General features: G+C 69.9%; 12 protein-coding genes, 3 tRNA genes and 1 pseudogene. 7 read left to right on the top strand and 9 right to left on the bottom strand.

The genetic code is table 11. The features are described 5' to 3' along the window. Nucleotides 1–84 precede the first annotated feature (84 nt). Both dnaG and PSQ21_RS09170 read left to right on the top strand, forming a co-directional pair. Nucleotides 85–2007, top strand: a complete 1923-nt coding sequence (dnaG, locus tag PSQ21_RS09175) for a DNA primase (protein WP_274029949.1) — start codon at nucleotides 85–87, stop codon at nucleotides 2005–2007. Nucleotides 2008–2244: 237 nt separating this feature from the next. Then, nucleotides 2245–3336, top strand: coding sequence for an RNA polymerase sigma factor (locus tag PSQ21_RS09170; RefSeq protein ID WP_274029948.1), 1092 nt, complete (start codon nucleotides 2245–2247; stop codon nucleotides 3334–3336). Nucleotides 3337–3354: 18 nt separating this feature from the next. On the opposite strand, the gene PSQ21_RS09165 is transcribed toward PSQ21_RS09170, so the two are convergent. The 4 genes from PSQ21_RS09165 to PSQ21_RS09150 all read right to left on the bottom strand — a co-directional run bounded on the left by PSQ21_RS09165 (nucleotide 3355) and on the right by PSQ21_RS09150 (nucleotide 9082). Then, complete coding sequence (locus PSQ21_RS09165) at nucleotides 3355–5283, bottom strand: ABC transporter ATP-binding protein (RefSeq protein ID WP_274029947.1); 1929 nt, start codon at nucleotides 5281–5283, stop codon at nucleotides 3355–3357. Beyond that, a complete protein-coding gene (locus tag PSQ21_RS09160; RefSeq protein WP_274029946.1) occupies nucleotides 5283–7016 on the bottom strand; it encodes an ABC transporter ATP-binding protein in 1734 nt (577 codons plus the stop codon). The genes PSQ21_RS09165 and PSQ21_RS09160 overlap by 1 nt, the downstream gene beginning before the upstream one ends. A 239-nt stretch (nucleotides 7017–7255) precedes the next feature. Then, nucleotides 7256–8710, bottom strand: a complete 1455-nt coding sequence (locus PSQ21_RS09155) for an FGGY family carbohydrate kinase (protein WP_274029945.1) — start codon at nucleotides 8708–8710, stop codon at nucleotides 7256–7258. Between the two features lie 66 nt (nucleotides 8711–8776). Beyond that, on the bottom strand, nucleotides 8777–9082 hold the full coding sequence (locus tag PSQ21_RS09150) for a YtxH domain-containing protein (protein WP_274035683.1): 306 nt from the start codon (nucleotides 9080–9082) through the stop codon (nucleotides 8777–8779). 182 nt (nucleotides 9083–9264) lie between these two features. On the opposite strand from PSQ21_RS09150, the gene PSQ21_RS09145 reads away from it, so the two are divergent. From PSQ21_RS09145 to PSQ21_RS09135, 3 genes are all read left to right on the top strand, one after another. Further along, nucleotides 9265–9337, top strand: a tRNA-Asn gene (locus PSQ21_RS09145). A gap of 5 nt (nucleotides 9338–9342) precedes the next feature. Further along, nucleotides 9343–9415 (top strand) — tRNA-Asn (locus tag PSQ21_RS09140). Between the two features lie 234 nt (nucleotides 9416–9649). Then, nucleotides 9650–9723, top strand: a tRNA-Ile gene (locus PSQ21_RS09135). 669 nt (nucleotides 9724–10392) lie between these two features. Here the strand turns inward: PSQ21_RS09135 and PSQ21_RS09130 are convergent. Continuing rightward, complete coding sequence (locus PSQ21_RS09130; RefSeq protein ID WP_274029944.1) at nucleotides 10393–10980, bottom strand: hypothetical protein; 588 nt, start codon at nucleotides 10978–10980, stop codon at nucleotides 10393–10395. 2 nt (nucleotides 10981–10982) lie between these two features. Beyond that, a complete protein-coding gene (locus tag PSQ21_RS09125) occupies nucleotides 10983–11219 on the bottom strand; it encodes a hypothetical protein (protein ID WP_274029943.1) in 237 nt (78 codons plus the stop codon). A gap of 1507 nt (nucleotides 11220–12726) precedes the next feature. On the opposite strand from PSQ21_RS09125, the pseudogene PSQ21_RS09120 reads away from it, so the two are divergent. Together PSQ21_RS09120 and PSQ21_RS09115 are read left to right on the top strand one after the other, a co-directional pair. Continuing rightward, nucleotides 12727–17187: pseudogene (locus tag PSQ21_RS09120) on the top strand (RHS repeat domain-containing protein); the annotation flags it as partial. A 13-nt stretch (nucleotides 17188–17200) separates the two neighbouring features. Next, a complete protein-coding gene (locus tag PSQ21_RS09115; protein WP_274029942.1) occupies nucleotides 17201–17638 on the top strand; it encodes a hypothetical protein in 438 nt (145 codons plus the stop codon). A gap of 807 nt (nucleotides 17639–18445) precedes the next feature. Here the strand turns inward: PSQ21_RS09115 and PSQ21_RS09110 are convergent. The 3 genes from PSQ21_RS09110 to PSQ21_RS09100 are packed head-to-tail and all read right to left on the bottom strand — an operon-like array spanning nucleotide 18446 to nucleotide 22472. Next, nucleotides 18446–19894: an aldehyde dehydrogenase (NADP(+)) gene (locus PSQ21_RS09110; protein WP_274029941.1), complete on the bottom strand. Its 1449-nt coding sequence runs from the start codon at nucleotides 19892–19894 to the stop codon at nucleotides 18446–18448. Between the two features lie 36 nt (nucleotides 19895–19930). Beyond that, nucleotides 19931–21067, bottom strand: a complete 1137-nt coding sequence (locus PSQ21_RS09105) for a (Fe-S)-binding protein (RefSeq protein WP_274029940.1) — start codon at nucleotides 21065–21067, stop codon at nucleotides 19931–19933. A gap of 25 nt (nucleotides 21068–21092) precedes the next feature. After that, nucleotides 21093–22472 (bottom strand): FAD-binding oxidoreductase, encoded by a 1380-nt coding sequence (locus PSQ21_RS09100; RefSeq protein ID WP_274029939.1) that lies wholly within the window; start codon nucleotides 22470–22472, stop codon nucleotides 21093–21095. Between the last annotated feature and the right edge of the window lie 3 nt (nucleotides 22473–22475).

The following is a 22475-nucleotide window of genomic DNA, read 5'->3' as shown; positions in this document are numbered from 1 at the left end:
GGGCGCGTGCGGCACCGCCGCGCCCCGGCGGGCCACGGCCCACCGTGCGTCCCGGCTGTCCGTGCCCACCCGTAGACTTCACCCGTGGCAGGCAGGATCAATGACGACGACGTGAAAGCGGTACGGGACGCGGTCCCGATCGACTCCGTCGTGTCCGAATACCTCCAGCTGCGCAACGCGGGCGGCGGAAACCTCAAGGGACTCTGCCCCTTCCACGACGAGAAGTCCCCCTCCTTCCAGGTCAGTCCCGGCAAGGGCCTGTTCCACTGCTTCGGCTGCCAGGAGGGCGGCGACACGATCGCCTTCGTGATGAAGATCGACCACCTCTCCTTCTCGGAGACGGTCGAGCGCCTCGCCGCCAAGGCGGGCATCACCCTGCGCTACGAGGAGGGCGGCTACAACCCCTCCCACCAGCGCGGCGAACGCATCCGGCTGATCGAGGCCCACCAGGCCGCCGCCGAGTTCTACGTCCGCGCACTGGAGAGCCCCGAGGCCGAGATCGGCCGCACGTTCCTCGCCGAGCGCGGCTTCGACCAGGACGCCGCCGCCCACTTCCGCGTCGGCTACAGCCCGGCCGGCTGGGACCACCTCACCCGCTATCTGCGCGGCAAGGGCTTCAGCGACAAGGAACTGATCACCTCCGGCCTCTCCCAGGACGGCCGCCGCGGCCCCATCGACCGCTTCCGCGGCCGGCTGATGTGGCCCATCAGCGACACCGCCGGGGAGATCGTCGGCTTCGGCGCCCGCAAGCTGCGCGACGACGACAACGGCCCGAAGTACCTCAACACCCCCGAGACCCCGATCTACAAGAAGTCCCAGATGCTGTACGGCATCGACCTGGCCAAGAAGGACATCGCCAAGGCCAGCCGCGCCGTTGTCGTCGAGGGCTACACCGACGTCATGGCCTGCCACCTCGCCGGGGTCACCACCGCCATCGCCACCTGCGGCACCGCCTTCGGCAACGACCACATCAAGATCCTGCGCCGCCTCCTCATGGACAACGGCAGCGCCCGCGTGATCTTCACCTTCGACGGTGACTCGGCCGGCCAGAAGGCCGCCCTGCGCGCCTTCGAGGACGACCAGAAGTTCGCCGCCGAGACGTACATCGCCATCGCCCCGGACGGCATGGACCCCTGCGACCTGCGGCTCGCCAAGGGCGACGACTCCGTACGCGACCTGGTCGAGCCGCGCACGCCGCTCTTCGAGTTCGCCCTGCGCCAGATCGTCGGCCGGTACGACCTGGAGACCCCGGCCGGCCGCGCCGCCGCCCTCGACGAGGCCGCCGCCGTCGTCGCCAAGATCAAGACGAGCAGCGTGCAGCGCGAGGTCGCCGTCCAGCTCGCCGGTCTCGTCGGCATCCTCGACCAGGAGTTCGTCGTCCACCGCGTCGCCCAGCTCGCCCGCTGGGCCCGCGACAAGGGCGGCGACCACGGAGAGCGCGGCGGCCGACGCGGCGCCCCCCAGGGCCCGAGGGGCGGCGCCCCGCAGCAGCCCGCCCCCGCCCCCGGCTTCTCCGGACCCGCGCTCAACCTCCGCAGCCCCGCCCACCGCACCGAACGCGAACTGCTCAAGCTCGCCCTCCAGAAGCCCGCCCTGGTCTCCCCGGCCTTCGACGCGTACGGCGTGGACGAGTTCACCGCCCCGCCCTACGCCGCCGTGCGCCGCTGCATCGAGGAGGCGGGCGGCGCCGAACAGGGACTCGCCGACAACCGCGAGTATCTGGTGGCCGTCATGGACGCCGCCCCCGACAACACCGTCCGCAGCCTCGTCACCGAGCTCGCCGTCGAGGTGTTCCGCGGCAAGACCATCGACGAGACGTACGCCGGCATGCAGCTCGTCCACGTCCGGCTGCGCGCCGTGGACCGCCGCATCAACGACGTCCAGGGCAGCCTCGCCCGCCTCGGCAGCAACGTCGCCCCCCAGGACCTGGCCGCCGCGCAGAACGAGGTCTGGGTGCTCCAGCAGTACGCCCAGTCCCTGCGCGCCCACGGCGCCGCCGCGCTCTGAGAGGCTGCCGAGGCCACCCGGCGGCCCCTGAGCCCGCTCCCCGGGGCTCGCGGCGGTAATCAACCGGTGACGGACCGGAACCAGAAAGTCCCCGCACGCCCCTCGTGACAGTCGTGTGTCGTACCCCACACTGGGGAATGTCTGAGTCATCGGAGCACACCGGTCCACGGGGAGCACCCCGGGGCCGGGCAGACCTCCACCCCGTCATCCGGCAGCGATCACCTGGAGGTCGCCCCCGTGCAGACCCGGACCGTGACGACCACGACCGAGCCCATCGCGGCCATCCCGGCGCAGAGCAGGTCCCTGCACCACCCGGAGACCCCAGCCGGTCCGCCCGGACCCGCACCCGAGGCGGTCATGGTGGAAGCGACGCACCTCCCCGACCCCCCGGAGCCGCGGAACCGGGCGGACTCCGGCGGCCCCACCTCCGACCTGTTCCGGCAGTATCTGCGCGAGATCGGCCGCATCCCGCTGCTCACCGCCGCCGAGGAGGTCGAGCTCGCCCGCCGCGTCGAGGCCGGGCTCTTCGCCGAGGAACGCCTCGCGGGCACCCCGGACCTCGACTCCCGTCTCGCCGGGGACCTGGACCGGCTGGTGGTGATGGGCCGCACGGCCAAACGCCGCCTCATCGAGGCCAACCTCCGCCTCGTCGTCTCCGTCGCCAAGCGCTACGTGGGCCGCGGGCTGACCATGCTCGACCTGGTCCAGGAGGGGAACCTCGGACTGATCCGGGCCGTGGAGAAGTTCGACTACGCCCGGGGCTACAAGTTCTCCACGTACGCGACCTGGTGGATCCGGCAGGCCATGTCCCGCGCGCTCGCCGACCAGGCACGCACCATCCGCGTCCCCGTCCATGTCGTGGAACTGATCAACCGCGTGGTGCGGGTCCAGCGCCGGATGCTCCAGGAACACGGCGTCGAACCCCGCGCCGAGGACGTCGCCGACGAGCTCGGCCTGACGCCCGAGCGGGTCACCGAAGTCCTCCGCCTGGCCCAGGAGCCCGTCTCCCTGCACGCCCCCGTCGGCGAGGAGGACGACGTCTCCTTCGGCGACCTCATCGAGGACGGCGACGCCCCCTCACCCGTCGAGTCCGCCGCCTTCCTCCTGCTGCGCGAACACCTGGAAGCGGTGCTCTCCACCCTCGGCGAGCGCGAACGCAAGGTCGTCCAGCTGCGGTACGGCCTGGAGGACGGGCGGCCCCGCACCCTGGAGGAGATAGGCCGGATCTTCGGCGTGACGCGCGAACGCATCCGCCAGATCGAGTCCAAGACCCTTAAGCGGCTGCGGGACCACGCCTTCGCCGACCAACTCCGCGGCTACCTCGACTGATCCACCCGGCCGAACCGCTCAGTCCACCTCGGCCAGCGCCTCCGCGAACTGGGCGGCGTACAGCCGTGCGTACGCGCCCTTGGACGCCAACAGCGCCTCGTGCGTGCCCTGCTCGACGATCGAGCCGTTCTCCATCACCAGGATCACGTCCGCGTCCCGGATCGTGGAGAGCCGGTGCGCGATCACGAACGACGTACGCCCGTGGGCCAGGCGCGCCATCGCCTTCTGGATCAGCACCTCGGTCCGGGTGTCCACCGAGCTGGTCGCCTCGTCGAGGACCAGGATCACCGGGTCGGACAGGAACGCCCGCGCGATGGTGATCAGCTGCTTCTCACCCGCGCTGACCCCGGAGCCGTCGTCGTCGATCACCGAGTCGTACCCGTCGGGCAACGTCCGGATGAACCGGTCCGCGTGCGCCGCCCGGGCCGCCTCCTCGATCTCCTCCCGGGTGACCTCGCGCGAAGCGCCGTACGCGATGTTCTCCGCGATCGTCCCGCCGAACAGCCAGGTGTCCTGAAGCACCATCCCGATCGAGGACCGCAGATCGTCCCGGGACATCTTCGCCACGTCGACCCCGTCGAGCGCGATCCGCCCGCCGGTCACCTCGTAGAACCGCATCAGCAGGTTGACCAGCGTCGTCTTGCCGGCGCCGGTCGGACCGACGATCGCCACGGTCTGCCCCGGCTCCACGCTCAGCGACAGATCCTCGATCAGCGGCTTCTCCGGCTCGTAGCGGAAGGCCACCTTCTCCAGCGAGACCCGGCCCTCAAGACGCTCCGGGCGCTCCCCGTGCTCCGGATCCGCGTCCTGCTCCTCGGCGTCCAGCAGCTCGAAGACCCGCTCCGCCGAAGCGATGCCGGACTGCACCAGGTTGGCCATCGAGGCGACCTGCGTCAGCGGCATCGAGAACTGCCGCGAGTACTGGATGAACGCCTGCACATCACCGATCGACAGCGCGCCCGAGGCGACCCGGAGCCCGCCGACCACCGCGACCAGCACATAGTTGATGTTCGAGATGAAGAACATCAGCGGCTGCATGAGCCCGCTGGCGAACTGGGCCTTGAACCCCGCCTCGTACAGCGCGTCGTTCTGCTCGGCGAAGTCCCGCGCGGACTCCTCCTGCCGGCCGAAGACCTTCACCAGGGTGTGCCCGGTGTACATCTCCTCGATGTGGGCGTTGAGCTTCCCCGTCACCCGCCACTGCTGCACGAACTGCGGCTGCGACCGCTTGCCGACCTGCGTCGCCACGACCACCGACAACGGGACCGTCACCAGCGCGACCAGGGCCAGCAGCGGCGAGATCCAGAACATCATGACCAGCACGCCGACGATCGTCAGCAGGGAGTTGATGAGTTGCCCCATCGTCTGCTGGAGCGTCTGCGAGATGTTGTCGATGTCGTTCGTCGCCCGGCTCAGCACCTCACCGCGCTTGGCCCGGTCGAAGTACGACAGCGGCAGCCGCGCCAGCTTCGTCTGGAGGTCCTCGCGCAGCTGGAACACGATCCGGTTGATGATCCGGATCGACACCCGCGTCGCCACCAGCATCAGCAGCCCGGCGCCGACGTAGATCACCAGGGCCAGCAGCAGGACGTTCCCCACCGCGCCGAAGTCGATGCCCTCGCCCGGGGTGAAGTCCACCCCCGAGAGCATGTCGGCCATGGAACCGCGGCCGTCCTCACGCAGTGCCTCGATCGCCTGCGCCTTCGTCGTGCCCTCGGGCATCCCGCGCCCGACGACCCCACCGAAGATCAGGTCCGTCGCCCTGCCGAGGATCTTCGGCCCGGCAACCGACAGCGCGACGCTCACCGTCACGGCGGCCAGCATCAGCCACAGAGAGGTCTTCTCCCGGCCGAACCGCTTCAGCAGCCGCTTGCTCGACCCCTTGAAGTCCATCGACCGGTCGGTGGGCGCGCCCCCGGCCATCATCCGTCCGCCCGGACCGGCCATTACGCGGCCTCCGCTTCCGTCAGCTGGGAGAGCACGATCTCCCGGTACGTTTCATTGCCGTCCATCAGCTCGTGATGGGTGCCGGTCCCCACGACCCGGCCCTCGTCCAGCACCAGGATCCGGTCCGCGTCACGGATGGTGGACACCCGCTGCGCCACGATCACCACGGTCGCCCCGGCCGTCTCCCGGCCCAGCGCCGCGCGCAGCGCGGCATCGGTCGCGTAGTCCAGCGCGGAGAACGAGTCGTCGAACAGATAGATCTCCGGGCGCTGCACCAGCGTCCGGGCGATGGCGAGCCGCTGCCGCTGACCGCCGGACACATTGGTGCCGCCCTGCGCGATCGGCGCGTCGAGCCCGTGTTCCAGCGCCTCGATGAACTCCTTGGCCTGCGCCACCTCCAGCGCGTGCCACAGCTCCTCGTCGGTGGCGTCCGGATTCCCGTACCGCAGGTTCGTCGCGACCGTTCCCGAGAAGAGGTACGGCTTCTGCGGCACCAGGCTCACCGTCTTCGCCAGCAGCACCGGATCCAGCGTCCGCACGTCCTCGCCGTCGACCAGCACCTCACCGTCCGTCACATCGAACAGCCGGGGTACGAGCCCGAGCAGCGTGGACTTCCCGCTGCCCGTCGACCCGATGACCGCGGTCGTCTCCCCGGGCCTGGCCACCAGATCCACGGCCCGCAGCACGGGCTCCTCCGCGCCCGGATAGCGGAACTCGGCGCCCCGCACCTCCAGATGCCCGTGCCGCCGCAGCTCGGTCACCGGCGCGACGGGCGGCACGACACTGGACTCGGTCCCGAGCACCTCCTCGACGCGCTCGGCGCACACCTCGGCGCGCGGCACCATCATGAACATGAAGGTGGCCATCATCACGGCCATCACGATCTGCATCAGATAGGCGAGGAACGCGGTCAGCGCGCCGATCTGCATCCCGCCGCTGTCGATACGGTGCGCGCCGAACCACACCACCGCGATCGACGACAGGTTGACCACCGTCATCACCGTCGGGAACATCAGCGCCATCAGCCGCCCGGTCGCCACCGACACATCGGTCAGCTCGGTGTTGGCGCCCCGGAACCGCTTCTCCTCGTACCCGTCCCGGACGAAGGCACGGATCACCCGGTTGCCGGTGATCTGCTCGCGCAGCACCCGGTTCACCGAGTCCAGCCGCTCCTGCATGGTGCGGAACAGCGGCCGCATCCTCTTCACGATGAGGCCGACCGAGACGCCGAGCACCGGCACGACCGCCAGCAGCACCGCGGAGAGCGGCACGTCCTGCCCCAGCGCCATGATGATGCCGCCGACGCACATGATCGGGGCCGACACCATCAGGGTGAACGCCATCAGCACCAGCATCTGGATCTGCTGGACGTCGTTGGTGCTCCGGGTGATCAGCGAGGGCGCCCCGAAGCGCCCGAGCTCACGGGCCGAGAAGGACTGCACCCGGTCGAAGACGGCGGCCCGCACATCGCGCCCGAGGGCGGAGGCGGTCCGGGCCCCGTAGTACACGGCCCCCACATTGCAGAGGACCTGGACGACACTGACGGCGATCATGAGACCGCCGAACTCCAGGATGTAGCCGGTGTCGCCCTGGACGACACCGTTGTCGATGATGTCGGCGTTCAGGCTGGGCAGATACAGAGTGGCGCAGGTCTGGAGCAGCTGGAGGAACACCAGCAGCACGATGGGTTTCTTGTACGGGCCCAGATGGGCCCGCAGGAGTTTTATGAGCACGCGGGTCTCTCGGGATCGGCGGACGGCAGAGGCCGCCCCAGTTTCGCGTACGCCGTACTCCGAGAGCGAACCCTTTTCGCCAAGCTCAGGTCAAACTCTGGAGCACGCGGAGACCGCACGCGCTCCGGAACCACGAACTCACACCGGGCGCGCGCGCCCGACGCGGGCCCGCACCGGAGCGGGACCGCCCCGGGTACGCACCGTGACGGTGATGCGACGCGCGCCGGGTCCGTGCGCCCCTACTCCGCCGGGTGCACGCCGTGGAAGGCCCCGGGGTGGATCTGGTCCCGGGTCGCCGCGTACTGCTGACGCACCGCGCCGCCGACCGCCAGTTCGTCGCCGGGCTCCAGCACCTGGGCCGCCGCACCCTGCCAGGCCGGGGGAGTGCGCGGGTCGAGAGAGCCCTGCGAGACCCCGAGCGCCCACGCCGCCTGCCGGGCCGCGCCGACAGCCGCGTACTGGGCGGGCTGCGGCACCACGACCTGGGTGCCGAACACCGCCGGGGCCAGGGCCTGCACGGCGGGCAGCTCGGCGGCGGCGCCGAGCAGAAAGACGCGCCGCACCTCCACCCCCCGCCCGCGCAGTACGTCGAGGGCGTCGGCCAGCGAGCACAACATCCCCTCGAACGCGGCCCGCGCCAGATGCTCCGGCTTCATCGACTCGCGCCGCAACCCGCTCAGGGTGCCCGCGGTGTGGGGGAGACGCGGGGTGCGCTCGCCCTCCAGATACGGCAGCAGCACCAGTCCCGAGGCCCCCGGCGTCGACTTCAACGCCAGCGCGGACAGCTCTTCCAGCCCGTCCACGCCCAGCATCTCGGCGGTCCCGCGCAGCGCGCGTACGGCATTGGAGAGGTGCACCACCGGCAGGTGCATGCCGGTGGCGTCGGCGAACGAGCTGATCATCCCGTTCTGGTCGGCGAGCGCCTCGTGGTGCACCGCCATCACGGACCCGGAGGCCCCCAGCGAGACCACCGCGTCGCCCACCGCGACCCCGAGCCCGAACGCCGCGGCCATGGTCTCGCCGGTGCCCGCGGAGATCAGCAGCCCTTCGGGCGTCATTCCGGCGGAGTCGGCGGGGCCGAGCACCTCGGGCAGACCGGCGGAGTGGCCGAGGGCCAGCTCGACCAGATCGGGCCGGTAGGAAGCGGAGCCGGCCGACCAGTACCCGGTGCCCGAGGCCGCGCCCCGGTCCGTGGTCCGCCGGGCGGGCCGGCCCAGCAGTTGCCACACGAGCCAGTCGTGCGGCTGGAGCACGGCGGCCACCCGCTGGGCGTTCTCCGGCTCGGTCCGCGCCAGCCAGCGCAGCTTCGCCACCGGCTGCGCGGCCCCCGGCACGGCCCCGACGGCTTCCGCCCAGGCCTCCCGCCCGCCCAGCGCGTCGACGAGATCGGCCGCGGCGACCTGCGCCCGCCGGTCGTTGCCGAGCAGAGCGGGACGCACGAGGTTGCCCTGCTGGTCCAGCGGTACGAGTCCGTGCTGCTGGGCGGAGACCCCGATGGCCTGCACGCCTTCGAGCAGCCCGCCGGAGGCCGCCTCGCCGAGCGAGAGCAGCCACGCCTGCGGATCGACCTCGGTGGCCTTCGCCTCGACCGGATGGGCGGCGTACCCCTCCCGGAGCACGGCGCCCGAGTCCGTGTCACAGACGACGATGTGAGTGAAGGCGGAAGAACTGTCCAACCCCGCGACTATGCCCATGGGGAGATTCTGCCGCACCCCGCGCATTTCCCGTAACCGCCGCCGTGAGCGTCGAGGCCCCGGGGCCTAGGTATTGGTGGTCCCCCAGTCGTCCTCGAACCCGTTCTGTCCGCTGCGGTCCCGCAGCGAGCGGACCCGCTCGGCGACGGAGGCGGGCACCTTGTCCCCTACCTTGTCGCTGACCGAGTGATACGCCTTGCCCGCGAAGTCCCGTCCGTTGTGCGCGGCAGTCTCGGCGGCGTTGCGGACGGCGGGGTTCTCCGTGAACTGCCGGGCCGACTTCTTCAACTGCTCGTAACGCTCGCGCCCGGCTCGCGTGCCGAGCACGTAACCGAGGGCCACTCCGGCGATGAACGTGAGCCGGTACCGCATGGCTGCCACCCTTCCTACGCTTGGTCCGACGTGTGCAGCCCGCCTACCCGCGATCACCCGAGATCACCCCGGGCGATACCGATTGGCGGAGCACCCCCCTGCTTGCGCTAATGTATGTGTCGCAGCGAACGCGCGCCGCCCGGCAGCCGCCAGGCAGGTACGATTTCGCAGCGACGCAGCAATCCCCTGTAGCTCAATTGGCAGAGCAGCCGGCTGTTAACCGGCAGGTTACTGGTTCGAGTCCAGTCGGGGGAGCGCGATCCCCTGTAGCTCAATTGGCAGAGCATTCGGCTGTTAACCGGAGGGTTACTGGTTCGAGTCCAGTCGGGGGAGCGGAACGGGAGAGGACCCTTCGGGGTCCTCTTTCGCGTGCCCGGCCGATGCTCTCCCGGGGCGCCCGAGGGGCCCCGGAGTGACTCTTTCGGGTCTCCTCGGCCTCGCCTGCAACCGGGCAGCACGCAGTGCCGTCCTCAAGATCAGGCGAAGCCGGCCATCCGAAGCGAGAGATCGTATGACCGGCTATGCTGCGGCAGACGGTGCGCACACTTGTACGCGCCACGCCGAAACGGGGCGGTAGCTCAGCCGGTTAGAGCAGCGGACTCATAATCCGTCGGCCGTGGGTTCGAGTCCCACCCGCCCCACCGAGCGTCCCCAGGCAGAATCGTTCTGGCCTGGGGAAACGCGTTTTCTGGGGGCGTTTTGCGTGTGGCGGTCGCCTCACGGGGGTGTGGCGAACGGGGCGCTCCGGGTATCTAGGGCCAGCCTTGCGCGGCTCTGGCCTGGGCCTTTGTGGTCTTGCGTCCGTGGGAGGGGTTACCAACGGTCCCACGGCCGTTCGGGGCGGCGGGGTCAGCCTTGCCCTGGTCGGTCCGGAGGATCTCGGGCACGGATGGTGTTGTGCCGTACGTGTCGGCGAGGTCGGGTGGCGTACTGCGAGGATCGGGCCGCAGGCGCCAGGCGCGCCGTCTCGGTTGAGGCGGAGCGCAGAGGGGTGCATGCCCCGCGGCTGCGCCGGGATCGTCTTAGCTGGAGGGAGTGGCGCAGTCGGATTCTCCGGGCAGCGTCGGGGCGCCCAGGCGCCCCCATCTACCCGATACATGCCGTTCGTGGGCCGGAAGCAGAGACATGGGCCCACCTCCGGGGCAGAGCCTGGAGATTGTCGCAACCCTCCTGCGGGTAGCGCGGCCTTCCGGCTGGCGTGAGGGGCAGCACCGGGGCCGACGCGGTCAATGGCATTGCGCGTCAGCGCGCCTGGCCCGCCCGCCGCCGCTGCGGCGAGACTCGGCGGCGGCGGACCGGTCAGGCGACGGTCAGGCGGCGCAGCCGTACTTCTTGGCGAGCTTGGTGGCGGCCTCCCGCACCACGGCCGCATTGTTGCGGATCGCGGGGTCGTCCCGGTCGACAAGGTCCTTCTCCTCTTCTTCCCCCTTTTTCGAGGGCGCAATGAGCGCCACCGTGATGTTCGGCGCCGTCGAGCCCATGCGGGCGGCACAGTCGGCGGGCAGGTTGGCCTCGGCCTTGTCGGGAAGCGCCCAGCCGGTGACGCCGGGGCCGAGGGGGACAGAGTTCTTGGGCTTGTAGTGAGGGTCGTTCCGGTTGTCTTCGATGATCAGGGTGTAGACCCCTCGGGGGTGGTCGCTGTCTGCGTTGGCGCGCAGCACCTGGCACCCCTTGAACACCGCGTGATCGGTGCTCTTGCCCTTTCTCTCCCACTCCTCCGCGCTGACCTCGCCCCCCTTGCCGTCGTCGATCAGTTCGGCCGTCTGCCGACTGAGCGCCCCATGACACAGCGTCTGCGGCGGCGGCGGCTTCTCCCCGTCAGGCCAGAAGCTCGCCGTCACGACGGCCACCCCGGCGGCGCCGAGCACGATGGTCAGCGGCAGCCACTTCCTGTCCATGTCTACGGCTGTCCCATCTTCTTCTGGGCGTCCTCGATGCCCTGCTGGTACCAGTTCTCGGCAGTCGTCTGGAGACCGTCCTCGTACTCGCCCGGGCTCGCGTCCAGCTCCTCCGTCGTGAGGCCCTTCTCGGTCGCCATCTTCCGCATCATGGCGTTCATCTGGTTCTCGCCGTTCTCGAAGTGGTTGACCATGTTCTTACGAGTTTCCTCGTCGACCCTGGCGTTGAGCTCGTTCATGTACCCCGCCGTGCCGGCGTCGACCGTGCGCTGGAGCGTCGCCTACGATCGGGATGGCCGTCAGGGGTGCGCCGATGGCGTGGTAGTTCATCCTCTGGTTCCAGGCGTTGGTGTCCTTCTCTGCCTGGCCGAGGTCGTAGATGACGTCGCCGCGCACGCCGTCGAGGTGGCCGAGCACCGACGCCGACTGCGGCCGAGTTCAGCCTCATCGCGGCGGCCGCCTTCAGCTCGCCCCACTCCTCTTCGAACGACATGATCCACACCCCGTGTACTCATAGACAGCCGTCTGGCGCGCCACGATACTGGCGTGATCAAACGATTCGCCAAGCAAAGGGTCTTCGACATCCTGTGGATGCATCGAAGCTCCATCGAGGAAACGGTCACCACAACCCGCTTTGGTTCGGAGGAGCTTCGAGGGAGTCCATCGGAATCGTCGCATTCGTCCACGAGTCGTCCTCGGTTGGACCGGACGCCGGACGCCGGCAATGACGCACCTCGCTACGGAGCGTCACTTCTTACGGCCAAGAGGGACAGCTTGGCCGACCGCTTTACGGAGACGATCCGATAGCGCTGCAAGGTGGCAGTCTCGCCGTGCACCTCGGCAGCAGGGCGCGTACGCGACGGAGAGCGGGTGGTGTGGCGAACACCTAACCGATCCCCATCCGAGCCGGATCGAGGAGGATGCAGCCGGATGGAAACGGGTGGCTGTGTCCGTTGTTTCGGCATCGTCGCAGGTGAGAGGCGTCACTTGAATGGGTTCGAGTCCCACCCGCCCCACCGAGCGTCCCCAGGCAGAATCGTTCTGACCTGGGGAAACGTGTTTTTTTGGGGGAGTTTCGCGTGCAGCGTTCGCTGCACAGAGGTGCAGCGAACGTGGCTCCGGGGCAGGCGGGACAAACCGTACGTGGCTGTGACGCGGGTCTTTTCCGGCGTCGTGTCCGTGGGGCGGTTGTGAACGCTCCCACGGCCTCTCAGTACTCCTGGGAGCGAGGTACGGGGCTGCGGCCTCGGCGAGGTCGGTCTGTCCTGCCGGCGGCTCTGGTGGCCGACCGGTCCCTACCCGGCGGAGGTAGTGGAGTCGGGGTCGAAGATTGCGACACCCCCGGGGCGGCAGGGGTCCTAGGCGGAACGGCCGCGGTTGGCTCGAGCCCTTGTCTGCATCGGACTCCGGGCCTCAGGCGGTCGATGTCCTGCGGATCCGTGGATCCGCAGGACGTGCACGATGGCAGGTCTGGTCCGCCCGTCCCGGCCCGGGGGCTGCCGTGGGCGTGTAGGGGATGCGCGCCCGGTGTTGGGCGCGGCGGCGTCCTCGACTTCGCCAGCCCGACACTTGACGCCAGGGCGACATCGCTGCGGCAAGGACGGCACCTGCTGGCAATGCCGTTGCGCTTACCTATTGTTGCTGCCGCTGGTGGACCAACTGTTGGGGATGGCCTGTCCGTCGACCTCGTCGGAGCCCGTCCCTGCGCGTTGACGTCGTCGATCGAGGCAATGGCCGGCATACCCGGAGCCGGGGGCGGTCACTACCGTCACGATGTCGGCGCCCGAGTGCGTCCGCAGCGAGGTCCTCGGCAAGCCCGAGGACACCAACACCCGTAACTGCTTCCCGCAGTTCTGGAACATCAACGGTTCCTCGGTGGCGTCCGTGGACTGGTTCCACAAGTACCGCGTGGTGGCCGTGGTGACGTCCGACCCGGCCGGACAGAACGACACGGTCGAGCAGGAGTACCTCTACAGCGGAGCCGCCTGGCACTACAGCGACTCGCCCTTCACCCCCAAGGACGAGCGCACCTGGTCGGACTGGCGCGGATACCGCCAGGTCACCGTTCTCAAGGGCGCCAAGGACACCACGCGTTCGAAGGTGGTCTCCCTCTACCTCCAGGGCATGGACGGTGACGCCAACAAGGACGGCACCACCAAGTCCGTGAGCACACCCGCGCTTCCGGTCACCGGCCTGAACCTCGCGACGACGACCGACTCCGGGGCCTTCGGCGGGCAGCTGCGACAGCGGATCACCTACGCGGGGAGCTCCCCGATCGGCGTGGTGGTCAACCAGCCGTGGCAGAAGGAGACCGCACGCCAGGACGTGCCCGGCGCGGGCGACCACGTGGCCCGCTACGTCCGCACGCAGAAGACCACCACGTACACCTATCTGACCGCTCCCAAGTCCTGGCGCGCCCGGACCGTCTCCACCGACCACGACGAGTACGGCATGCCGTACCAGGTGCAGGACAACGGTGACGACGCGAAGAGCGGCGACGAGATCTGCACCCGCACCTGGTTCGCCCGCAGCGACGACTCCGGCATCACGAGCCTGGTCTTGCGTACCCGGACGGTGGGGCGGACCTGCGCGACGACCGACGCGTCCCTGGACCTGCCGGCCGACTCCTCCCGGCGCGGAGATGTCCTGACCGACTCGGCCATCGCGTACGACGGCGCTGCCTGGTCCGCCACGCAGAAGCCCTCCAAGGGCCTGCCGACCTGGTCGGGACGCGCCGCCTCCTACACCGCGGCCGACGCCCCCGTCTGGCAGAAGACCGGCACCACGTCCTACGACACGCTCGGACGTGCCCTGACCGTCACCGACGCCGACGACAAGTCGACGGTGACCGGCTACACCCCGACCACCGCGGGCCCGCTGACCGGAACCGTGGTCACCAACGCCAAGGGCTTCAAGACGTCGACGTTCTTCGACGCCCGGCGCGGGGTGCCGCTGCGCACGTACGACGCCAACTCCCGCAAGACGGAGCTGACGTACGACGCCATCGGCAGGCTGACGGGCGTCTGGCTCCCCAACCGGAACCGGGCGGCGGGCGAGAGCCCGAGCCAGAAGTTCCGCTATGCACTCAGCAACAGCAAGCCGTCGGCGGTCTCGACGGCGGTGCTGAAGAAGGACGGGGTCAGCTACAACACCACGTACACGATCTACGACGCGCTGCTGCGGCCGCTCCAGACCCAGTCGCCGACCCCGCAGGGAGGCCGGCTGCTCACGGACACCCGCTACGACTCCCGAAGCCTGGCCTACGAGACGCATGCGGACATCTACGACAGCACGGCGGCGCCCAACGGCACGTACACACGCGCGGAGTACGGCGAGTCGCCCACCCAGACCGAGATCGTCTTCGACGGCGCCGAACGGGAGACGTCGAGGTCGGTGCTCTTCTTCGGCGTCAAGCGCTGGACGACGGCCACCGAACACACCGGTGACTCCACCGGCACGAGTGCCCTGGCCGGAGGCACCGCGAACCGGGTGATCGTCGACGCCCGCGGCCAAAAGACCGAGACCCGCACGTACGCGGGCCAGCAGCCGACCGACCCCGCGTACGGGGGCGGCCTGGGCGTCCCCTACACCTCGGCAGCCACGGAGTACACCCTCGACGGCAAGACGAGCGTCTTCACCGGTCCGGACAAGGCCCGCTGGAGCTACGAGTACGACCTGTTCGGCCGCCAGACCGCCGCCGTGGATCCCGACAAGGGCCGGGCGACGACCGGGTACAACAAGCTCGACCAGGCGATCCGGGTCACGGACGCCCGCCAGCGGTCGGTGCTGACGAAGTACGACGAGATCGGCCGGATCACCGGCACCTGGGACGGTGCCGAGACCGACGCGAAGCGACTCACCGAGCACCTCTACGACGGGGTGATCAAGGGCAAGCCGTCCTCGTCGATCCGGTACGTCGGCGGCAAGGCCGGTCAGGCGTACACCCGTGAGGTCCTCACGTACGACACGCTCGACCGCCCGTTGAGCAGCCGGATCAAGCTGCCGGCCGACGACCCGCTGGTCAAGGCGGGCGCCCCGGCGACCATCGATTCCACGAGCGCCTACAACAACGACGGGACGCGCCAGAACACCAAGGAACCGGCGCTCGGCGGGCTGCCCTCGGAGGTGATCGAGTACGGCTACACCGCCCTCGGGCAGGTCAAGTCCGTCGTCGGCAGCACCGGTTACCTGCTCGACACCGACTACTCGGCCCTCGGCCAGCCACAACAGCTCATCCTGGGGGTGGCCAACACCGAGGCGCACAAGAAGGCCTACGTCACCCACACCTACGAGGAGGGCACCGGCCGCATCACCCGCAGCCACGTCACGGACCAGACCCACCCGTACATGCTGCAGGACCTCAACTACAGCTACGACCAGGCGGGGAACGTCACCGCCATCGCGGACCCGACCACCCTGGGCGGCACCGGAAAGGCGGACGCCCAGTGCTTCGCCTACGACGGCTTCCGCCGCCTGACCGAGGCGTGGACCCCCTCCTCGCAGAAGTGCTCGGACCCCCGCGACGCGACGAAGCTGTCGGGACCCGCGCCGTACTGGACGGGGTACACCTACGACACGGCCGGACAGCGCAAGACGGAGACCCAGCACAAGCCGGGCGGGGACACCACCGACACCTACTGCTACCGGGGCGGCGACAAGCAGCCGCACACCCTCGCCGGCGTCAGCGCCCAGGGCAACTGCACCCAGCCCGAGCGCTCCTATACCTACGACGGCGCGGGAAACACGGACTCACGCCCGGGAGCGGCCGGGAAGCAGGTCCTGGAATGGGGCGCCGAGGGCAAGCTCGCCAAGCTCACGGAGGGCGACCGCACCACTGACTACCTCTACGACGCGGACGGCAACCTCCTCATCCGCGGCGAGAAGAACGGCGAGCGGGTGCTGTACGCCGGCGCCACCGAGCTGCATCTCAAGAGCGACGGCACCTTCTGGGCCCAGCGCTTCTACGGATCGACCGAGCTGTCCGTCGCCGTGCGCACCAACCAGAGCGGCGCCAACAAGCTCTTCTACCTGGCCGGTGACCAGCACGGCACCTCCAGCCTGGCCGCCATCGCGTCCGACACACAGGCGGTGACCAAGCGCTATCTGACCGCCTTCGGCGTGGAGCGGGCGGGCGCCGTCGGGTCCTGGGTGGACGACCGGTCCTTCCTGGGCAAGACACGCGACCGGTCCACCGGTCTGACCCACCTCGACGCCCGTGAGTACGACGCGGAGCTGGGCCGGTTCATCAGCGCCGACCCGCTGCTCGAACCGGAGAAGCACCAGTCACTCGCCGGATACGGCTACTCCGAGAACAACCCCGTTACCCTCTCCGACCCGTCCGGGCGGGGCAGCTTCTCCTGCACCATGGGCGTGGACTGCCCGTCCGGGGCGGAGAAGGTGGAGGAGACCGTCTCCCCGCCGCTGTGGGGCGCCAGCAGCACCGGTACTTCGGGCACGTCCTGGAGCGGCCCGCTCGGCTACACCGGCATTCCGACCCTGCCGCTGGTGCAGCAGCCGCCGCTGCTCATGGGTCCTGACCCCATGCCGTTGCTGTTCACCGGTCCGGTCAGCCCCGAGATGCAGAAGTTGCAGAAGATGTTCATGGAGGCACAGGCCATGTGCCATCTGCCGTCGGGCAGTCTCGTGAACAACGAGCACGGGGGTGACGGCAAGGTCAACAGCGACGGCCCGTGGTCGCTCGCGTTCCGCTGGGCCTGGGGCAGCCCTGAGCTGAACAACAGGATCCCGGATGTCGCCTATGACGGCGACGACGAGTTGACCCAGAGTCTCATCAAGAGCACCAGCATGAAGGACGCGCGGGAGTACGTGGCCGATCAGTTCCGGGAGAAGGGGAGGACCGTGGGCGAGAAGAAGTACAGCGTCACCAAGAACTCCGACGGAGACGATCTCAACCTGGCCCAGATGGCCAGTGTGTACGCTTCTGACTTCGGTGGCCTGCTCGTCGGGAAGGACGACCGGGAAGCCCAGGGAGTGCTCGGCTCCTACGACCTCACGTACAAGATCACCGAGAGCAAGGGCAGCACGCTCACGGTGAAGTACGAGGCGTGGACGGACATTGACAACGAATCGTTCGTGCCGATGCAGGGGAAGTGGCAGAAGGTCTTCAACGGAACCCCCCAGTACACGGGAGGCTACTTCGCCGGTTACCGGGTCGATATCCGTTGGCAAGAGACGATCTACAAGTAGGCGGGCCGGAAGCATGTCTGTAGGAAGAGGGCGATTCGCCGCCATATTCGTGGCTCTGGGGCTCGCGGTGACCCTGAGCGGGTGTTCCACGGCCGGCACCACGGCCGTGGACCCCGACGGGCTGCCGGGAGTCTGGACCGGGAGCGGCGGCGGCCGGGTCGAGTTCCAGGCCGACGGCCGGTTCAGCATGAAGGGGATCCCCACCGAGTCCGTCGGCTTCGCTTTCGGCGAGCCGCCCACCGAGGACAGGGTCGCGGGCTCGGGAACCTGGAATGTGGATGACAGCGACGAGGACAGACTGCAACTGAGGATCGACGCCGGCGGCTCGTTCGCGGACGCTGACCAGATGGCCGTCCTCATGGTCGCCGAGGACGGTCCGCCCCAGGTGCTCTTCTTCAGCACGAACGTCGACAAGCCGTACGGCTACGAGCTCAAGAAGAAGAACCCGTAGCCACTTCGGACGCCTCGACAGGTTCCCCGGGCCGTAGGCCCGGGGCCTGGCAGCCCGGGCCGGACACGAGCCGGCCCGGGCCTGGCGTTTGACGCCCTGATGCGCGATCGTCCGGGGGCGTGGGGCGATGTGTTGACCGGAGACGAGGCCGCCGACGACCCAGTAACGAGCTTGGCGCCTCGCGGCAAGGCTGACTGTGGTTGCTGAGGTTTCCGCCGCGCCCGCCCACTGTCCGGCTGCGCCATGCTGACCGAACGACTGCCGCTTTGGCGAGGTCAGGCCGGGGGAGTGCTCGGAACCTTGACCCCTGAGAGGCGCTGGCAAAGTGGTGCAGCGAACGCTGCACCATTCCCGATCGAGCCGGATCAAGCAGGACGCAACCGGATCGAAGCGGGGGTATAAATCGGTCCCTTTGGTAAAGCTGCAGGTGAGAGGCGTCACTTGAATGGGTTCGAGTCCCACCCGCCCCACCGAGCGTCCCCAGGCAGAATCGTTCTGACCTGGGGATACGTGGATCTCACGGCGGTTTTCCGTGCGGTACCAGCCGCGGACCGTGCGGTACGGGCCCGCTGTCGCAGCGTGTCAGTGCACAGCCCATTCCTCACGCCGTATCGGTGTCGGACACGGCAGCCCTCATCTGAGGAACCGGCGGGTGCGGGCCCGCCGCGAACACAACAACGTCACCGTCCAGGCCATCGCCGGACTGCTGTCCCGCCAACAGACCGCGGACCTGAAACCGCACTCAGATGGAGACATCAGGCCTCGTCGACCTCGTCGGCGCCTTTCTGCCCGCCGTGCACGCGCTCGTCAGCTGGGGAGGTTCACCTCCCGCGGAATGTCCCACGGATTCCCCTGCTGGAGCGGTGGAGGCAGGAATGCGTCCGGGGTGTCCTGGTAGGCGATCGGGCGAAGCCAACGGGTGATCGCGCGGGTGCCGACGCTGGTGTGGAGCGGGGAGGTAGTGGCGGGCCAGGGGCCGCCGTGGTGCATGGCGGCGGTGACGGCGACTCCGGTGGGCCAGCCGTTCCAGATGAGGCGTCCGGTGCGCAGAGTGCTGGTCAGGGTGTGGAAGAGATCCTCGTCCTCGGCCTCCTCGCCCTGGATGGTGGCTGTGAGCCCCGCCGGGAGGGCGCGCAGGGTCTCCAGCACGTCCTCGTGGGTGGTGTAGGTGACGACCAGGGAGGCTGGGCCGAAGCATTCCTCCAGAAGCTCGGGGGAGGTACGCAGCGCCTCGGCCGTCGTGGTGAGGAGGGCCGGGGCGGCGTAGCGGGGTTCCGCGGGGTGGGGCGGGTTGTGCAGGGGCCGTACCGCCGGGTGTGTGGCGAGAGTGGTGAGCGTCGTGCGGTAGGCGTTCGCGATCCAATCGCCCAACAGGGGTGTCGGGGGCCTCGACACGTACTCTTTGCGCAGGGCGTCGTCCAGGCCATGGCCCGCCGGCAGGAACAGCAGACCCGGCTTGGTGCAGAACTGCCCCTGGCCGAGCGTCGCCGACGCCGCGAACTCGCGCACGATGTCCGCGCCGCGTGCGGCGCATGCCGCCGGGGTCACCACCACTGGGTTGAGGGAGCCGAGCTCACCGTAGAACGGGATCGGGTCCGGGCGGCCCGTCGCCAGGTCGAACAGGGCTCGTCCGCCCGCGGTGGAGCCGGTGAAGCCGGCTGCGCGGATCGCCGGATCGGTGACCAGCGCACGGCCCGTCTCCCGGCCGTGGACCAGGGTCAGGACGCCCTCCGGCAGGACGTCCGCGGCGAGTTCGGCGGTCAGGTCGGACAGGCGGGGGTGCCCCTGGTGGGCCTTGACCACCACCGGGCAGCCTGCCGCCAGCGCGCTCGCCGTGTCGCCGCCCAGGACCGAGAAGGCGAAGGGGAAGTTCGACGCCGAGAACACCGCGACCGGGCCCAGCGGCACCAGCATGCGGCGGATGTCGGGGCGAGGCGCGGGCCGGGCCGCCGGGTCGGCGTGGTCGATCACCGCGTCCAGGTAGCTGCCGTCCTCGACCACGTCGGCGAACATCTCGAGCTGCACCCGGGTGCGACGGATCTCGCCCTTGAGGCGTTCCACGCCGAGCCGGGTCTCGTCCTCGGCCACGGACGCCAGGTGGACGTCGTTGTCGCCGAGCGCCTGCGACAGGCCCCGCAGCAGCGAGGCCCGCGCAGGGAGGGGGAGGGCGGCCAGCGACGGTGCGGCGGCCTCGGCTGCCTCCGTCGCGGCATGGGCCGCCGAAGAAGCAGCAGGAGCAGGTGAAGGGGTGGGCATGTCTTACCTCTTCTACAGGGAAATGGCAGGTGCAGGTCAGTGGTGGGTGTCGTCCGTCGCCTGTGTCAGGAGTTCGGCCATGTGGACGGCCTTGACGCGGGAGCGGGCCCGGCGCAGGCCCGTCTGGAGCTGGCGCAGACAGCCCGGGTTGACGGCGACGACGTAGTCCACTCCGGCCGCTTCGATCTCGCGGATCTTGGCGTCGAGGATGCGGCGGGACTCGCGCGGCCTGAGCAGGGCGTATGTGCCCGCGGCCCCACAGCAGCCCGCGGCGGAGGGCAGTTCGACGTAGTCGGCGACACGGCCGAGCAGGGTGCGGGGTTCCTTCCAGACGCCGAGGCCGTTGCGGAGGTGGCAGGAGTCCTGGAGGGTGACGCGGGCGCGACGCCCGTCCACCCGCACTTCGCCCGCCGGTGTCGTGGGCTCGTCCGTCTCGCCCCGCTCCGCCAGCAGTTCGGAGATCTCCTTCACCCGGTCCCGGCCCAGGACCGACGCCAGGTGCGCCGCGCAGCCGCCGGATGTGGTGACGATGATGCCGGGCAGGTCCTCGCCGAGGCGGTGGGCGAGGCGTTCGCCGGCCGCCGTGTCGCCGTTGTGGGCGTGCAGGGCGCCGCAGCAGCCCTGGCCGGTGGGGGCCGCGATCCCCGGCACCAGCTGCCGCGCGGCCCGGCTGACCTCGGGAAACAGCACCTGTTCGAAGCAGCCGAGCATCAGGGAGGCCTCCGGCGTCGCGACCCCCACCGGGTTCCCGGTGGAGGGCGCACGCGGTCGCCGCGCCTTCCTCAGCACAGCCCCCGGCAGCCGCCTCACCGCACCCATCACGCGGAACACCTCGCGCAGTCGCGTCACCAGCATCAGCGCACGCGCGGTCAGGGGCCGGCGGCGGCCCTTCCACTGGTGGTCGCGCCACTGCTCCAGAAGCTGGCCGTACTCGACCCCGGCCGGGCAGACCGGTTCGCAGGCTCGGCATCCCAGGCACTGGGAGGCCTGTTCGGTGAGGGTCGGGTCGTAGGGGTCGAGGTCGCCGTTCTGGAGGGCGCGCATCAGGTTGATGCGGCCGCGGGGAGAGGACGCCTCGTCGCCGGTGGCCGCGTACGTCGGGCAGGCGGGCAGGCAGAAGCCGCAGGAGATGCAGCGGGAGAGGAGCTCGGGGTCGAAGACGCGCTCGGTCATGCGTGCCGCCTTCCGGGGGTGCCGTTCATGAACCCAGCTTTCCGGGGTTGAGGATTCCGGCCGGGTCGAAGGCGTCCTTGACCCGGCGCAGCAGCGACACCTGGTCGGAGCCGAGCTGCGCGGACAGATAGGGGAACTTGGCCGCGCCGACGCCGTGTTCGCCGGTGATGGTGCCGCCGAGCTCCATGGCGGCGGAGAAGATCTCTCCGAAGGCGTGCTCGGCACGGGCGACGGACTCGGTGTCCTCGCGCGACTCGATGACGCAGGTCGGATGGAGGTTGCCGTCGCCGGCGTGGCCGAAGGTGGCGATGGTGACGTCGTGGCGTTCGGCGATGCGGTCGATGCGCTCGACCATCTCGGCGATGCGCGGGCGGGGAACGGTCGCGTCCTCCAGGATGGTGAGGGAGCCCAGCCGGGACAGGGCGGGCAGCGCGCAGCGGCGGGCGGCGAGCAGCGCCTCGGCCTCGGCGATACGGGCGGCGGTGGTGACCTCCAGGGCGCCCTGGGCGGAGCAGGCGTCGCTCATCCGGGCCATGACCCGGGCGACGGAGTCGGGTTCGCCGTCGTCGCCGAAGAGCAGGAGCGCCCCGGCGTCGGTGCGCAGACCCAGCCCGGCGAACTCCTCCACGGCGCGGACGCAGGACCGGTCGAGGAATTCGAGGGTGGCGGGCAGCACGCCGTCGGAGATGATCGCGGCGACCGCGCGGCCCGCGGTGGCCAGGTCGGAGAAGTAGGCGACGCCGGTGCCGGAGGTGCGCGGCGCGGGCCGGAGCGCGAGGGTGGCCTCGGTGATGACGGCGAGGGTGCCCTCGGAACCGGTCAGCAGCCGCGTCAGGTCGTAGCCGGCGACGTCCTTGTGGAGTCTGCCGCCCGTGCGGATGATCTCCCCGGTGGGCAGGACGGCTTCCAGGCCGAGGACATAGTCACGGGTGACGCCGTACTTCAGGCCGCGCAGGCCGCCCGCGTTGGTGGCGATGGTGCCGCCGATGGTGGCGACTGCGCGGCTGCCGGGGTCGGGTGCCCACAGCAGGTCCTCGCGGGTGGCGGCGTCGGCGAGGGCCGTGCTGGTGACGCCCGGCTGGACACGGGCGAGGAGTTCGGGCGGGGCGATCTCCAGGATGCGGTCGAGGCGGGTGAGGGCGAGGACGATGCCGCCGCGCAGGGCGACGGTCGCCGCGCACAGATTGGAGCCGGCGCCGCGCGGGATGACCGGCACGGCGTGCCGGGTGGCGAGTTTCAGGACGGCCGCCACCTCATGGGTGTCGGCCGGGAAGACCACGGCGTCGGGCCGGGCGGAGAACAGGGGGGTCGCGTCCCGGCTGAAGGGGACCAAATCGCCGTCCGTGTCGCGGTAGTGGGCGTCACCGACGATCGACTTCAGCGCGGCTCTGACAGGGGCTTGCACGAT

The organism is Streptomyces sp. MMBL 11-1 (assembly GCF_028622875.1).
In the GTDB taxonomy this organism is placed as follows: domain Bacteria; phylum Actinomycetota; class Actinomycetes; order Streptomycetales; family Streptomycetaceae; genus Streptomyces.
This window is presented reverse-complemented; position numbering and strand designations above follow the sequence as displayed.